This is a genomic window from Swingsia samuiensis, assembly GCF_006542355.1.
Lineage (GTDB): Bacteria > Pseudomonadota > Alphaproteobacteria > Acetobacterales > Acetobacteraceae > Gluconobacter > Gluconobacter samuiensis.
The window spans coordinates 2,121,225-2,135,252 of record NZ_CP038141.1 but is presented as its reverse complement, the minus strand read 5'-3'; the positions used below and the strand labels follow the sequence as shown (position 1 = coordinate 2,135,252).

Sequence of the window (14,028 nt, the reverse complement as noted above, 5' to 3'; positions counted from 1 at the left end):
AAATAATCATTCTTTATTACGATCTTTTTCAATGAGGTTTAATAACGAATCAGGAATAGGTTCATTCGCTACGTCATCAAAAAGTTGATGTAATTCTCGACTTAACCAGATAGCAAAAGGCGATTCTTTATTATCGTCTTCCGGTTTTCCGGATGAGGGTTTAGACTGATCTCCTCCGGTCATTGCCGCATCCTAAACCTTTCTGTAACAACAAGAAATTGAGAAAAACATTATACCTCATATAACTTTTTAAAAGTTTTTAAGTTCCGCAAATAAAGACCTTATACTCAATCAAAAATCATATCATGGTGCCCAACGTCCCAGAATTTATGTAACCGTGTGTATCCATAATTTAACACGGTTTATTGATTAAAGATTAATCGATCAAGAGGTCTTCGTAAGATTCTCCCTTGCGTTGACGTGCATCAATAGCATCCCGTAACGCTTTGACTTTAATGCGTAATTTATCATTGCTTGGTAAGTCACCTGTCATCCATGCTTCTAATTGACGACGAGCACGGAACACACGGCTTTTTGCTGTACCAACAGCGCAATCGGTAGCCTCAGCTAAGGCTTCATAGCTCATACCTTGCATGACAACCATAACCAATGCTTCACGTTGGTCAGCAGGAAGACGTGATAAGGCAAGGGAGAGGTCTTTCAAAGCCAGATTGTCTTCATGGGTCGCTGAACTAGAAAAATTTGCAGCTGGGACATCATCAATGTCTGTTGTTTCACGACGTTTACGTAAGTCAGAAATAAAGCGATTTCTTAAAATACGATGCATCCAAGCGGAAAAGTTTGTTCCAGGAATAAAGCTAGCTTGAGCTGAAAGAGCATTGCAGACAGCATCTTGGACCAAGTCCTCAGCGGCGGCGCGATTACGAGTCAATGATAAAGCCTGAACGCGTAGCTTAGGAAGAATAGCAATAACTTGGTCATGGAACGTCATGAGAAATACTCCAATTAAAATGTTCCTTATTGTTAGGAATGAATGGAGTTTCTTAAATGTTGCATCTCAAAAAAAATATTTTTTTCCTAAATTATAGAGTGCTCTTTGGCTAATTCAGCTAGCTGAGCTCGCGCTCTGGAAACACGTGCTTTAATTGTTCCGATGGGAACATTGCATACAGCGGCCGCATCTTCATATGACAATTCTTGAGCGCCCACTAAGATGATTGCCTCACGTAATGTGTCGGGAAGTTCCCATAAAAAACTACTTAAATCAGTAATAGCATCGCGCGCATTTTGATTGTTGTTTCGAGTAGGTTCAGACTGACTTTTTTCATAATCTTGAAAGACAGTTTCCTCTCGTGATGAGCGGCGCTTTTGCTCGTAAAAAATATTACGTTGAATGGTAAAAAGCCATGCTTTTAGAGAAGTATTTTCGACGAATTGGTCTTGAGCACGTAAAGCGCGAACGACTGTTTCCTGAACGAGATCGTCTGCAAGAGTGGTATTTTTACATAAAAAGCGAGCAAAACCACGCAAATGAGGTAATTCTTTTAAAAGATCATTTTTAAAAGAATTGGTATCAAGAAGGCAGGGAATATTTTTTATCCTACAAAGAGGGAAGCGTTGTTGGTTTTGCTTGAGATGTAGTATATCAGAATCATCGGTGTTTTTTAAAGGGTTTGATTTTAGATAAACCTATGACATGTTTGCGACGTGAGTTTATGTATATAACGCTATGCTATTGTTGAACGATACGTTAACGATGTTGATATTGCATTTAAAGGATAGTTTTTCTCATGACTGATAAGGTACGTCAGGAATTTATCAAGGCGCTTCCTTATGCTCGTCGTTTTGCGCGTGCTTTGACGGGAGACCGTGCGCAGGGAGATCTTCTTTTAGAAAAGGTTTTAAAAAGAATTTCTTTCGAAGAACCTCGTGAAATTTCTGCTAGGCTCTTTCTGTATAAAGAACTTCTTACGGATCTTGCAAAAGATTACAGCTTTAAAACAGGCATATCATTCCAACAAAGAGCCCTTTTGTTGCTCACTTCCCTAGAGGAACAAGGATTAGAATCAGCAGCAAAAGTTGTTGGTCTAACAGAAGATGATGCAGCTAAAGAGTTGTGTGTTGCTCGAAAAGCCTTACAAGATATAGCGCAAACAACTGTTTTAATTATTGAAGATGAACCAATTATTGCTCTGGATATTCAAGACTTGGTTGAGCGTTGTGGGCATACAATTGCGGGGATTGCTCATACAGAAACTGATGCAGTGAAGCTAGCTGAAGAGAAAAACCCTGGCTTAATTCTGGCAGATATAAACCTTGGGAATGGTGGTGACGGTATGAGTGCTGTCGGCCGCATTTTACAGAACCACAAAACCCCTGTCATTTTTGTGACAGCGTATCCTGAGCGGTTACTTCAAGGCGGCCTCCATGAACCTCCGTTTATTATTACAAAGCCTTTTGAGCCTATGGCCCTTGCTGTTGCGACCTATCAAGCTGTGACGGGAGGGGTTTCTCCTTTGTAAAAAGCAAAGGAGAAAATCATTTTTAAAGTTTGCCTTTAAGGAATACATACAAAAGTATGTCAGCACCCATTTTAACACTCCAGAATATTACTTATACTTTAGGTGGGCGCCCCTTATTGGACGAAGCAGAGCTTTCCGTTTCTGCTGGAGAGCGTATCTGTCTTGTCGGGCGGAATGGATCAGGTAAGTCAACACTCCTAAAAATTGTTGCGGGTGAGATTTTACCTGATGATGGTGTAAGGTTTGTTCAGCCTGGCGTAAAAGTTCATTATCTTGCACAAGAGCCTGATTTATCTGCATATCCGACAACATTTGATTATGTTGTAGAAGATTTAGAAGAGACAGAGCATTATCGCGCCCGTGCCATGCTTTCTGAATTAGGTATGACAGGGGAAGAAAACTGTCAAAACCTTTCTGGCGGAGAAGTGCGTCGTACAGCGCTGGCCAGGGCCCTCGCCGCCAATGCAGATTTGCTTCTCCTTGATGAACCAACTAATCATCTTGACCTTCCAACAATAACGTGGCTCGAAAAAGAACTTATTTCGTCACAGATGGCTATGATTGTGATTAGCCATGATCGTCGTCTTTTAGAGACTTTGTCACGAAGTGTCGTCTGGTTGGAGCATGGGAAAACGCGTCAGCTTGACCAAGGCTTTGCTCGATATGAAGCCTGGCGTGATGAAATTTTAGAAAATGAAGAACGCGATGCACATAAGCTAGATCGTAAAATAGCTCGTGAAGAAGATTGGATGCGTTATGGCGTCACAGCACGCCGAAAACGAAATGTGAGGCGCGTTGCGGAATTAGCCCAACTTCGGAATCAACGTCGTGAATTTTCTGCTCGATCAAACGGCACTTTAAAGATGGAGGCTGTAGAATCAGAAAGTGGAGGAAAGATCACAGTTGGTGCAGAAAACATATCGTGGTCATATCCTGACCGATCTATTGTTGCGGATCTTGACTTAAAAATTTTACGTGGTGATCGATTAGGGTTGGTTGGCGCAAACGGGGCTGGAAAGACAACGCTCATTCGATTGCTAACGGGAAAGTTATTACCTCAAGAAGGAAGTGTTTATATCGGCCCTTCCGTTTCTATGGTGACTTTAGATCAGCAACGTGAGGATTTAAATCCTAATAAAACTCTAGCGGATACTTTAACGGGTGGAAGTGGAGACATGGTGCAGGTTGGAAATGAAAAGTGCCATGTTATTGGGTACATGAAAGAGTTTTTGTTTCGCCCTGAACAAGCACGGACACCAGTTGCTAAATTATCAGGTGGAGAGCGTGGGCGACTAGCTTTGGCCTGCGCTTTGGCTAAGCCATCTAACTTGATCGTGCTGGATGAACCAACAAATGATTTGGATCTAGAGACCTTAGATTTGTTGCAGGAAATGTTGTCAGATTATGCGGGAACCGTTTTGCTGGTGAGCCATGATCGTGATTTTCTCGACCGGGTTGCTAGCTCAGTGTTGGTTGCGGAAGGTGATGGGCGTTGGGTGGAGTATGCGGGTGGATATTCCGATATGCTGGTTCAGCGACGTGGTCAAGCACCGGCTGAGCGAACCAATAATGAAAAAAATGAGGATATAGGCAGCACTAAAGCGACTGCAAAAACCGTAAAAAAACAAACAAAGTTAAGTTATAAAGACAAGAGGGAGTTAGATTTACTCCCTGCAAAAATGGCTAAGCTAGAAAAGGAAATACAAGCCTTTCAGGATATTTTGTCTGATCCTGAGCTTTATAGTCGTGAACCTGATAAATTTAAAAAAACGACCGACCTTTTAGAGAAGAAAGAAAAAGAATTACAGGAGTGTGAAGAGTTGTGGCTGGAGTTGGAGGTAAAAAAAGAGGAACTTGAAGGGTAATAAGTCTTAGGGCTCTCTAAGGAGTAATAAGGCCAGAAATTTCCATAATTTTACGAGAGTTTTTTATGCTCTCTGTTACTCGTATTGCAGTATCTAAAGCACGAATCCCTGCTTGGGCATCAACAAGAACGGGAGCCCCTTCAAGGCAAGAAGCGACAAAAGCTTGATGCTCCACCGCTAAATTATCATGCTCTTTCCAACTGACTGATTCGCGTTTAAACCCCCCTGTCCCTGGAAGAATAATTCCTTTTTCTCGACCAATAAAAGTAAGTTTACGCTCCATAAAATCAGCAGATAAATAGCCGTCTTGAGAAAAGAGACGCATGCGACGTTCTGTTTTCAGTGAAATTCGACTTGCTGTAATTGTAGCCACACAGCCATTTTCAAAGCGTAGGCGTGCGTTCGCAATATCTTCATGCTCACTAGAAACAGCAGCGCCAAGGGCATCAATTTCAGCAATGGGACTATCAACGATAGAAAGAACAAGATCGATATCATGGATCATAAGGTCAAGAATGACAGAAACGTCGATCCCTCTTGGTTTAAAAGGGGCAATACGTGTTGCCTCAATATAAAGAGGTCTTTTTACGCGTTCTGTAATTGCTTTATGTTCAGCTGAATATCTTAATAAATGGCCTACTTGCAAAACTTGGTTGGTTTCTTTTGCTATCTTGGCAAGTTGATATGCTTCATCCAGTGTTGCAGAAATGGGCTTTTCCACGAGGACATGCTTGCCAGCCTGAAGAGCCTCGCTTGCTAAAGTGAAATGAAATTCAGCGGGGGCAGCAATAATGATAGCATCAACATGTTTTAAAAGGCTCTGATAATCAGAGGCAATAGAACATTTTACTTCATGGGCAACAGATTGAGCACGCTTGATGTCTGGATCATAAAGAGCAATCAGGTGTTCTGATGGATTGGATGCCGATTTGAGAGCATGGAATCTGCCAAAATGTCCGGCGCCAACAATGCCTACACGAAGTTGTTTTTGAATATTCATAGAAAAACACTATCAGTCGTGTAATTTTTAGCAAGACTATGATGAATGATTGTTGTTCATAGGTTGCATCGGCGTTGTGAAAGCGGCATGTTCCGGCATACATGTAGTGAGTCCACCCTTCGCCGAGGACATCTCGAACCGTTATGATGTATTACAGCCGGCTTAAAATGTTGGGTATCATTAGCGTCTGTCTAATTGGTGCCCTGCTTTGTCTGCCAAACTTTATCAAATCACCTTCGCCAGCGCTGCCATGGCGACAGGTTCATCTGGGGCTTGATTTGCGTGGAGGGTCATACCTTCTTTTGCAATTGGATTTAAAATCTCTCCAGCATGACAGATTACAATCCTTACAGGACCAAGCTCGTCAGTCTCTTTTAGATAAGTCTCTTGGATATAGAGACTTTCAGAAAGATGACCAGGCAGGCGTTTTAAGCTTTGAGGCTCGTTCTGAAAGTGAACGCACAGCAGATATGAAAGCTGTTGAAGCTATTCCGCAGAGTGTTCCAAATGAATTCTCTATTTCAGAAAAAGATGGACGTATCCTTATAACGCTTCAACACGATGCGTTACTCCAACGAGCACGAGAAGCTGTTTCCCAATCGATTGAGATTGTTCGGCGACGTATTGATGCGACTGGAGCGGTAGATCCGAGTATCGCTCGTCAAGGTGATGACCAAATTGTTGTTGAGTTGCCAGGTGTTAGTGATCCAGAACATATCAAAACGCTTTTAGGAACGACAGCACGGCTAACATTCCGCTTATTGGCACCGAACCCAAATGTAGCAAGTATGGGTTCTACTATGCTGGAAGATATCAGTACTCATACCCAAGTTGCAGTACAGGATCATATTGATGTTGATGGTGCTGACTTAACAAATGCTGGTGCTGTAATCGACCAACAAACAGGCGGGTGGGCTGTTACATTTCAGTTAAATAGTACAGGCGCAACAGCTTTTGCAAATGTGACACGTGAGAATGTTAATAAACGCTTTGCAATTGTTCTTGATAATAAAGTGATTGAAGCGCCGAACATTATCAATCCAATTACAGCTGGGAGTGGCCAGATTACAGGAGGGTTTAATGCCCGGTCAGCATCTGACTTAGCCCTCTTATTACGTGCCGGCGCCCTTCCCGCTCCGCTTGCTGTAGTAGAGCAGCGGACAATTGGCCCAAGTTTAGGGGCCGCTTCTATACGTGCAGGCATTATCAGCCTTGGAGTTGGTTTTGTTCTGGTCGTAATGTTTATGGCGCTCTTTTATGCGCGCTTTGGCTTATATGCTGATATAGCCTTGTTTGCTAACTTAATCCTTATGGTAGCTATCCTTTCGCTTTTCCAAGCAACTCTGACGCTGCCTGGTATGGCGGGTATGTTGTTGACCCTTGGTATGGCGGTGGATGCTAACATTCTGATTAACGAGCGTATTCGCGAGGAAGTGAAAAGAGGCCGCCCTCCTCTTCAAGCATTACAAGCAGGCTTTGAGCGCGCAACAGGTACGATTATTGATAGTAATGCAACAGCTTTTCTGGCGCACGTAATGCTGTTCGTTTTTGGAACGGGTCCCGTTCGTAATTTTGCTCTAACAATCACGATTGGTATCGTAACTACCCTTTTTACGACTTTGCTTCTTTCACGGTTGCTTATCGTAAGGTGGTATGCCCGTACCCGTCCTAAAAAACTGCCGGTTTAACATCATGTTGTCTCGCCCTCTTTTTCGTTTTGTTCGTGATGATAGTCGCATTGACTTTATGCGAGGTCGTTACATGGGGTTGATTGTTTCGGCAGTTTTGTCGATTGCATCAATCATTCTTTTTTTTCATCCGGGTTTGAAGCTTGGGTTAGATTTTAGAGGGGGAGTTGTCGTGGAAGCGCAAACTCCTCAAAAAGCTGATTTTGGAGTAATACGAGCCGCGTTAGAGCGTGCTCATATTCACCCTGATGCAATACAAGCCTTTGGAAGTGATCGAGATGTACGTATTTCGATTAATGCTCCTGAAGGGGTGAACCAAGCAGCACAAACTCAAAAATTGGTAGATGGTGTAAAAGGTTCTATCGCTCAAGCGCTTCCAGGGACACAGGTTCTGCGGGCAGATGCTGTGGGCGCCTCTGTATCGTCTGAGTTGTTCCGGGATGGGGTTCTGGCTCTTGGGTGCAGCCTTTTAATGATTCTTGTTTATATCTGGATACGATTTGAACGAGAGTTTGCGATTAGTGCTGTTGTAACTTTAATACTCGATTTGACTAAGACAGTTGGATTTCTCGCTGTAACCCGATTTGAGTTTGACCTTGTTATGGTAGCAGCCCTACTGACTATTTTAGGGTATTCTACTAATGATAAAGTTGTTGTTTACGATAGAATTCGTGAAAATTTACGAAAATATCGGACAATGCCTTTGAGAGAGTTGTTGAATTTATCGATTAATGAAACACTTAACCGAACATTGGGTACATCTATGACCGTATTTCTTGCTGCGTTGCCACTGGCGTTATTTGGCGGAAGTACGTTGACTGGGTTTGCTACGGTCATGCTGTTTGGAATTGTCGTGGGGACATCTTCGTCTATTTTTATCGCAGCACCGTTATTGCTTCTTTTAGGGCATAAGCGCCTTAGAAAGAGTGAAAAAGTTTAACATAAAGAAAGACCCGTCTTTTAGGCGGGTTTTTTATTTATTGATTGAAATAACATTTAAAAGTTTCTCAACACTGAGATCTGCTTTTTTAACGGCTGATGGTGTTTGTTTTTGAGCTGCTTGAAGAGCAGTCTGTTCTGCACCATGATCGAGGATAATGACATTCTGTATATTCTGAGGGGATATGCGCCCTGTAATAAGGGCTCCTCTTACCATCCCATGTGCAATGAGGAAGGTATATAAACGTGCATTTGGAGAAGGTGGTACACCTTCAGTACGTTGAGGGTGAGTAATACACCCTGAGAGAAAGCTTCCTATTAAGATGAGTGCAGGTATTGTTTTCTTATTAGAACTGCGCATCTTAAAGGAAGCCTCATAATTTTTATGACTGTTTGCTTGCTAGCAGATCACGGATCTCGGTTAAAAGAACTTCTTCTTTCGTTGGTGCTGGAGGTGCTTCAACGACTTCTTCTTTGCGGTGTAATTTACCGATTAAGCGAATGACCCAGAAAATGAAGAAAGCAATAATTAAGAACTGGATAACGGCGTTTAGGAAGATACCCACATTTAGAGTGACTGCACCAGCTTTTTGTGATTCAGCTAGTGTAGCAAGATGAGGTCCTTTAAGTGTGACAAAAAGATTTGAGAAATCAACCCCGCCTGTAACAAGTCCAATGAGTGGGGTAATAAGATCTTTTACCGCGCTGTTTACGATTGCCGTAAAAGCTGCACCGATAACGACACCGACGGCAAGGTCAATAACATTGCCACGCATGATGAAATTTTTGAAATCTCCAACCCATGTAGGGGTGTGAAGAGTATGTTTGGATCCGCTCATCTCGTTTCCCTTTCGTATTAGAAGTCTTTAAAACGAATTTGAAGTAAAAATGTTTCTTTTTTGTTGAGTGATAAAAATATAAAAAACACTTTGTAATTTAAGGTCTAGGCCTTTCATCATTTAAGGTATTCCTTTATACCCCGCGTAATGATTCGCTCCGGTCGGTATCGGAGCCTTCTTTTTGGAGAACTATTCATGAAGCCTGAAATTCATCCTGAATATCATGAAATTACCGTCGTTATGACGGATGGAACGGAATTTAAAACCCGTTCGACGTACGGAAAGCCTGGCGCAACGTTGCGTCTTGACGTTGATCCAAAATCTCATCCAGCATGGACAGGTGTTCAACGGATGCTTGATACTGGTGGTCAGGTGGCTAAATTTAATAAACGTTTTGCCGGTATTGGTAGCCGCAAGAAGTAGTTTTCTCCTCCCGATGTTTTTTCAAACTCTTGAAAAAACATCGGGTAGTAATCATCTGTAAATACATAACACGATGCCTTTGGGTCGTGTTTAGTTTTGTTTATTGGGTTCGCCAGATTTGGGAGCCAGACAGATGATTCCTGCCTAAAGGAGGTATCTTATGGGGTATGATTTTACTCCTCTTTTTCGGAGTGCTATTGGATTTGATCGTCTTGCGCATGTTGCAGGAAAAGCGGCAAATGCACAGGCTATTCCTAGTTATCCACCATATAATATAGAAAAAACTGCAGAAACTGAGTATGCTTTAACGATGGCTTTAGCTGGTTTTTCTCCAGATGAAGTTGAGGTTTTGCAGGAAAATAACACGCTCGTTATTCGTGGGAATATAACGGAAGCTGCTCGTGCACGTGAGTGGCTCTATCGAGGGATAGCAACACGCGCTTTTGAGCGTCGTTTTGTTTTGGCAGATCATATTGAAATAGAAAAAGCAGAGCTTTTAAATGGTTTGCTAACTATTATTGTGAAGCAAGTCCTTCCTGAAGCGATAAAGCCTCGGCGTATTCCTATTATAACAGATGCGTCACATCGCCAAAGACAAGCAAGTAACGAGCAAGCTGCCTAATTAAGGGAATAATTAGATATAAACTAAGCATTGAAGCTGCTTTTTATGCAGCTTTGGTGTTTCTAATCTTGACCTTGAAGAAGCTCTGCCTCATATCGTATTTAATTATCGCCGAGCATCAAGCAGGTGCTGCGATTATATCCCGGTGGGATTTTCCTCTCTGGATACGCCAATCGGTGCCTGCGTATGTTGGCACTTTTGCGCCCCCAAAGGAATGCATTTGATATGACCCTGCCTCTAATGCCTAAAGCTACAGCCGTTTGGTTGATTGAAAAAACAGGCTTAACTTTTAATCAAATCGCAGAATTCTGTGGAATGCATCCACTGGAAGTACAAGCTATTGCCGACGGTGAAGTTGCTGCAGGAATTAATGGCTATGATCCGGTAAAGAATCATCAGCTTTCTGAAGCTGAAATTAAGCGTTGTGAAGCTGATTCAAATGCAAAATTAAAGATAGCCCCCTCGCCTAGCCCGGTTAAGCGACGTGCTAAGGGTGCTCGTTACACACCTGTTGCTAAAAGGAATGATCGTCCTGACGCGATCGCTTTTATTTTGCGGCAGTATCCACAATTAACAGAAGTACAAATTGTTAAGCTATTAGGGACGACTAAAGATACTATTATTAAGGTCCGGGATCGGCAGCATTGGAATAGTGCAAACATAAAGCCACGTGATCCAGTTATTTTGGGATTGTGTACACAAACTGACTTAAATGCTGCTGTTGCTGCGGCGAATGATAGACTTGCTCGTGAAGGGCAGAGTTTACCAGAGAGTACATTCGTGGTTGCAGAAAACTCATAGTAATTAAACAGTCGTTGTAAAAATCTCGAAGCTTGGAGCAGATCATTGAATTATATTGATGATCTGTTTGCATTCTTCCATAATGTCTTTCTAGCATTTTGGGGCATGCGCTAATGATGATTGATAATAATGTTATCTTCAGACGTCTGCATGAGTTACGAAGTGAGCATCGTGATCTTGATACGGTAATTAGCCGTTTAACAAACCATTCTATCAATCAGCTGCAATTGCAACGACTAAAAAAAAGGAAGTTGCAGTTGAAAGATGAGATTGCTCGAATCGAGACAAAACTTATTCCGGATGACATAGCTTAATGAACAAAACTTTATCCACTTCTTCTGATGTGATTCAATCTGATTTTGTTGTGCGTGTAGGTGTTATTATGGGTAGTCAGTCTGACTGGCAAACCATGAAGCATGCTTGTGATATCCTAGATGAACTAGGTATCCCTTATGAAAAACGTATTGTTTCCGCTCACAGAACACCAGATCGCTTGGCGGAGTATGCTCGGACAGCGCGTTCGCGTGGATTAAATGTTATTATTGCAGGTGCTGGCGGTGCGGCCCATCTTCCGGGGATGTGTGCGGCTTGGACAACATTACCTGTTTTAGGGGTTCCTGTAGAAAGTCGGACATTGAAAGGCCAAGATAGCCTCTTATCAATTGTGCAGATGCCCGGTGGTGTACCAGTAGGGACGTTAGCAATAGGCAAAGCTGGTGCTAAGAATGCAGCTCTTTTAGCAGGTTCTATCTTATCACTGCATGACAAGGAACTAGCAACACGTTTAGAAGCTTGGAGAGCAGCTCAAACTGCTTCTGTTGCAGATAGACCGAGTGAAGAAGCATAATGGCTAATCAAGTTTTTTATCCTGGTAGCACTATTGGAATTATTGGTGGCGGTCAGCTTGGGCGTATGTCTGCCATGGCTGCTGCGAAATTAGGATATCGAGTACATATTTTAAATCCAGCTCCTTCAAGTCCAGCTATTGAAGTATCTGCATCTGTTACGGTTGGCTCTTTTGATGATGAGGCTGCACTAGAAGAGTTTGCATCTTTGTGTGATGTTATTACATTTGAATTTGAGAATATTAGTGCCCAAGGATTGGAGCTATTAGAGAGGTTAAAGCCTGTGCGTCCGGCTGGGCAAGTCTTGAAGATTAGTCAAGATCGTATTTTAGAGAAACAGTCACTAGAGGGAATTGGTGTATCTGTTGCTCCATGGAAACAGGTTAGTTCTTCACATAATCTTTTAGCACTAGAGGAAGATATTGGATTTCCTCTTATTCTAAAAACAACACGATTTGGTTATGATGGGAAAGGACAGTTTCGCGTTAACAATGCTGAAGAGTTAAGAGCGTTAACTGATTTACCCTATCCACTTATTGCTGAAAAAAAGATCGATTTTCAGCGTGAGTTAAGTGTTATGGTTGTGCGTGGAGTGGACGGGACCGTTCGATGTTTTGATGCTGTTGAAAATAGGCATCGGGATGGAATATTAGATATTACATTAGCCCCCGCGCCTGTTACACCCGAGATCGCACAGAGAGCTCAAGATATTGCTACGAAGATTGCAACACGTTTTGATCTTGTTGGCATATTGGGGGTTGAATTTTTTCAGGACGCGAAGGGTGACTTATTAGTAAATGAAATTGCTCCACGGCCTCATAATTCTGGTCATTGGACCATGGATGCTTGCCTGATCGATCAATTTGAAATGCACATTCGAGCAGTAACGGGCATTTTTTTACCAACAGCGCGCCGTCATTCAGATGCGATTATGCATAATTTGATTGGTCCCAAAGATATGGAAAAAGTGCCTTCATTACTTAAAAAAGAAGGTGTTTCGGTTCATTTATACGGGAAAAAAGAAGCGCGTCCAAGAAGAAAGATGGGGCACGTTAATACGATCTATCCGTATGGGGCACTCCCTGGTGAATTAGGGCTTTCGCAGTTGTCCCCAGATCTTTTATAAGAAACCTTCTTTTTTAAAACTAGTATGAACGCCATTGCCAATAATAAAGTGATCAAATAACTCAATGCCAATTGTCTCTAAAGTGATTTGAATATGCTTGGTCATATCCAAATCAGCTTTAGATGGGCTGGGGTCTCCGCTGGGGTGGTTGTGCACTAAAATAAGTGATGTTGCATTCAGCTCGAGTGCCCTTCTCGCCACTTCTCGTGGATAAACGGGAGTATGATTAATTGTTCCTCGTGCTTGAGCTTCATCAGAAATTAAGCTTTTTTCATCATCCAAGAATAAAATACGAAATTGTTCAATAACTTCTCGTGATAAACGAGAACTAAGATATTCAATAAGTTCTTTTTCATTTCGGATGATATCTTTTGATGGCATTCTTTGTTTGTTATACCGAAGGCCTAATTCTTGTAATACTTTGATCATGGGAATAATACTGAGTTTCATATCATTAATGCTCATTATATCCTCCCCTCTTGATATTAGAACCATTGCGAAAGAGTGGAACTTTTCTAAAAGTGATTGGGCTAGTAAAAAAGAAAGATCATTATCTTTTATGCAAAGGGAAATAATATAAGCAAGAATATCCAAATCAGTTAAATAACGCCCACGACCTGTCAAAATTAAATCATCAATTTTCACGTTTGGTGTCTCAATGAACTCTTTAAAAGATTGTAGTTTATTTTGTTTGAGATGAATATCAGTCATATATTTATTTCTAATGAGAGTTATAAAATATTTTCTTGCTGAAAGCTTTTATAATGGTTTGGATCTTGAGCGTATAAAAAATCATGAGTTGTAATAGATAAAAAATTCAGTGCTGTTTTTATCTGTTGGCTTATATCCGCTAGTTGCGGAAGAGTGATTTTTGGTTGGAAATAAACCCCAATAATCGCGGAAGCATGCAGAGATAAAGCTTGTTTTCCGATTGTTTTATTGAGAGTTTTGTGATCATTAAACTCTGTTATAGCTTCATCAGATAAAAGTTTATTGCGGTTATCAAGATATAATATTCGAAATTGATTAGGCGATGCATTTTTTAAAGAAACATCCAAATATCCGGTTAAAGCATCCCAATTTCCTAAAACAGGTTTTTCTCTTTTTTCTGCGAGTGAAAGCCGTTCTGCAGCAATAGCTGGTAAGCGCAAAGTTCGAATAATATCATTATTTAAACCAAGCGCTTGCAGTTCCTTTGTTGGAGCACGAAAAATATCGATTAAACTTCCATAATAATTGATTAGTTTTTTGGCCATGGGCTTAGTGTCTTTGCGCGGCACACTCAAAAAAAGAAGCATTTCTAACAATTCATAATCAGCTAGGCTCTCAGCGCCGGCAGTCATAACTCGTGTGCGCATACGGCTTCGGTGCCCTTGAGGGCCAGTTCCTTTTATGAA

Annotated in this window: 18 protein-coding genes; 10 read left to right on the top strand and 8 right to left on the bottom strand. The window is 41.7% G+C overall.

What is annotated here, in order from left to right; all coding sequences use genetic code 11:
* Positions 1-6: 6 nt before the first annotated feature.
* The 3 genes from E3D00_RS10560 to E3D00_RS10180 form a co-directional block, all read right to left on the bottom strand.
* Complete coding sequence (locus E3D00_RS10560) at positions 7-183, bottom strand: NepR family anti-sigma factor (RefSeq protein ID WP_181441966.1); 177 nt, start codon at positions 181-183, stop codon at positions 7-9.
* A 193-nt stretch (positions 184-376) separates the two neighbouring features.
* Positions 377-952 carry a sigma-70 family RNA polymerase sigma factor gene (locus tag E3D00_RS10185; protein WP_141462274.1) on the bottom strand — a complete coding sequence of 192 codons (576 nt, stop codon included), beginning with the start codon at positions 950-952 and terminating at the stop codon, positions 377-379.
* 86 nt (positions 953-1,038) lie between these two features.
* Positions 1,039-1,491 (bottom strand): sigma-70 family RNA polymerase sigma factor, encoded by a 453-nt coding sequence (locus E3D00_RS10180; RefSeq protein WP_246091436.1) that lies wholly within the window; start codon positions 1,489-1,491, stop codon positions 1,039-1,041.
* A 260-nt stretch (positions 1,492-1,751) separates the two neighbouring features.
* On the opposite strand from E3D00_RS10180, the gene E3D00_RS10175 reads away from it, so the two are divergent.
* Both E3D00_RS10175 and E3D00_RS10170 read left to right on the top strand, forming a co-directional pair.
* On the top strand, positions 1,752-2,483 hold the full coding sequence (locus tag E3D00_RS10175; RefSeq protein ID WP_141462270.1) for a PhyR family response regulator anti-anti-sigma factor: 732 nt from the start codon (positions 1,752-1,754) through the stop codon (positions 2,481-2,483).
* A 56-nt stretch (positions 2,484-2,539) separates the two neighbouring features.
* Entirely contained in the window at positions 2,540-4,348 is a 1,809-nt protein-coding gene (locus E3D00_RS10170) for an ABC-F family ATP-binding cassette domain-containing protein (protein ID WP_141462268.1), read from the top strand.
* A gap of 16 nt (positions 4,349-4,364) precedes the next feature.
* On the opposite strand, the gene E3D00_RS10165 is transcribed toward E3D00_RS10170, so the two are convergent.
* On the bottom strand, positions 4,365-5,348 hold the full coding sequence (locus E3D00_RS10165) for a Gfo/Idh/MocA family protein (RefSeq protein ID WP_141462266.1): 984 nt from the start codon (positions 5,346-5,348) through the stop codon (positions 4,365-4,367).
* A 143-nt stretch (positions 5,349-5,491) separates the two neighbouring features.
* Here E3D00_RS10165 and secD point away from each other — a divergent pair, with 143 nt between their 5' ends.
* Together secD and secF are read left to right on the top strand one after the other, a co-directional pair.
* A complete protein-coding gene (gene secD, locus E3D00_RS10160; RefSeq protein WP_456316389.1) occupies positions 5,492-7,036 on the top strand; it encodes a protein translocase subunit SecD in 1,545 nt (514 codons plus the stop codon).
* A gap of 4 nt (positions 7,037-7,040) precedes the next feature.
* Positions 7,041-7,976 carry a protein translocase subunit SecF gene (gene secF / locus E3D00_RS10155; protein WP_141462467.1) on the top strand — a complete coding sequence of 312 codons (936 nt, stop codon included), beginning with the start codon at positions 7,041-7,043 and terminating at the stop codon, positions 7,974-7,976.
* A gap of 33 nt (positions 7,977-8,009) precedes the next feature.
* On the opposite strand, the gene E3D00_RS10150 is transcribed toward secF, so the two are convergent.
* Complete coding sequence (locus E3D00_RS10150; protein WP_141462264.1) at positions 8,010-8,336, bottom strand: hypothetical protein; 327 nt, start codon at positions 8,334-8,336, stop codon at positions 8,010-8,012.
* 22 nt (positions 8,337-8,358) lie between these two features.
* Complete coding sequence (mscL, locus tag E3D00_RS10145; RefSeq protein ID WP_141462262.1) at positions 8,359-8,814, bottom strand: large conductance mechanosensitive channel protein MscL; 456 nt, start codon at positions 8,812-8,814, stop codon at positions 8,359-8,361.
* Positions 8,815-9,009: 195 nt separating this feature from the next.
* Between mscL and rpmE the strand changes: the two genes are divergently transcribed.
* The 6 genes from rpmE to E3D00_RS10115 all read left to right on the top strand — a co-directional run bounded on the left by rpmE (position 9,010) and on the right by E3D00_RS10115 (position 12,631).
* The gene (rpmE, locus tag E3D00_RS10140) at positions 9,010-9,237 is read left to right on the top strand and encodes a 50S ribosomal protein L31 (RefSeq protein ID WP_141462260.1); all 228 of its coding nucleotides are present in this window, start codon (positions 9,010-9,012) and stop codon (positions 9,235-9,237) included.
* A 160-nt stretch (positions 9,238-9,397) separates the two neighbouring features.
* Entirely contained in the window at positions 9,398-9,859 is a 462-nt protein-coding gene (locus E3D00_RS10135; RefSeq protein WP_141462258.1) for an Hsp20 family protein, read from the top strand.
* A 225-nt stretch (positions 9,860-10,084) separates the two neighbouring features.
* Positions 10,085-10,660: a DUF1013 domain-containing protein gene (locus E3D00_RS10130; protein WP_141462256.1), complete on the top strand. Its 576-nt coding sequence runs from the start codon at positions 10,085-10,087 to the stop codon at positions 10,658-10,660.
* Between the two features lie 113 nt (positions 10,661-10,773).
* The gene (locus tag E3D00_RS10125; RefSeq protein WP_141462254.1) at positions 10,774-10,974 is read left to right on the top strand and encodes a YdcH family protein; all 201 of its coding nucleotides are present in this window, start codon (positions 10,774-10,776) and stop codon (positions 10,972-10,974) included.
* Positions 10,974-11,507: a 5-(carboxyamino)imidazole ribonucleotide mutase gene (gene purE, locus E3D00_RS10120; protein ID WP_141462252.1), complete on the top strand. Its 534-nt coding sequence runs from the start codon at positions 10,974-10,976 to the stop codon at positions 11,505-11,507. Before E3D00_RS10125 ends, purE begins: the two co-directional genes overlap by 1 nt.
* The gene (locus tag E3D00_RS10115) at positions 11,507-12,631 is read left to right on the top strand and encodes a 5-(carboxyamino)imidazole ribonucleotide synthase (RefSeq protein WP_141462250.1); all 1,125 of its coding nucleotides are present in this window, start codon (positions 11,507-11,509) and stop codon (positions 12,629-12,631) included. Before purE ends, E3D00_RS10115 begins: the two co-directional genes overlap by 1 nt.
* Here the strand turns inward: E3D00_RS10115 and radC are convergent.
* Entirely contained in the window at positions 12,626-13,342 is a 717-nt protein-coding gene (gene radC, locus E3D00_RS10110; protein ID WP_141462248.1) for a RadC family protein, read from the bottom strand. The genes E3D00_RS10115 and radC overlap by 6 nt on opposite strands.
* A gap of 20 nt (positions 13,343-13,362) precedes the next feature.
* The gene (locus E3D00_RS10105; protein ID WP_246091435.1) at positions 13,363-13,974 is read right to left on the bottom strand and encodes a JAB domain-containing protein; all 612 of its coding nucleotides are present in this window, start codon (positions 13,972-13,974) and stop codon (positions 13,363-13,365) included.
* Positions 13,975-14,028: the final 54 nt, after the last annotated feature.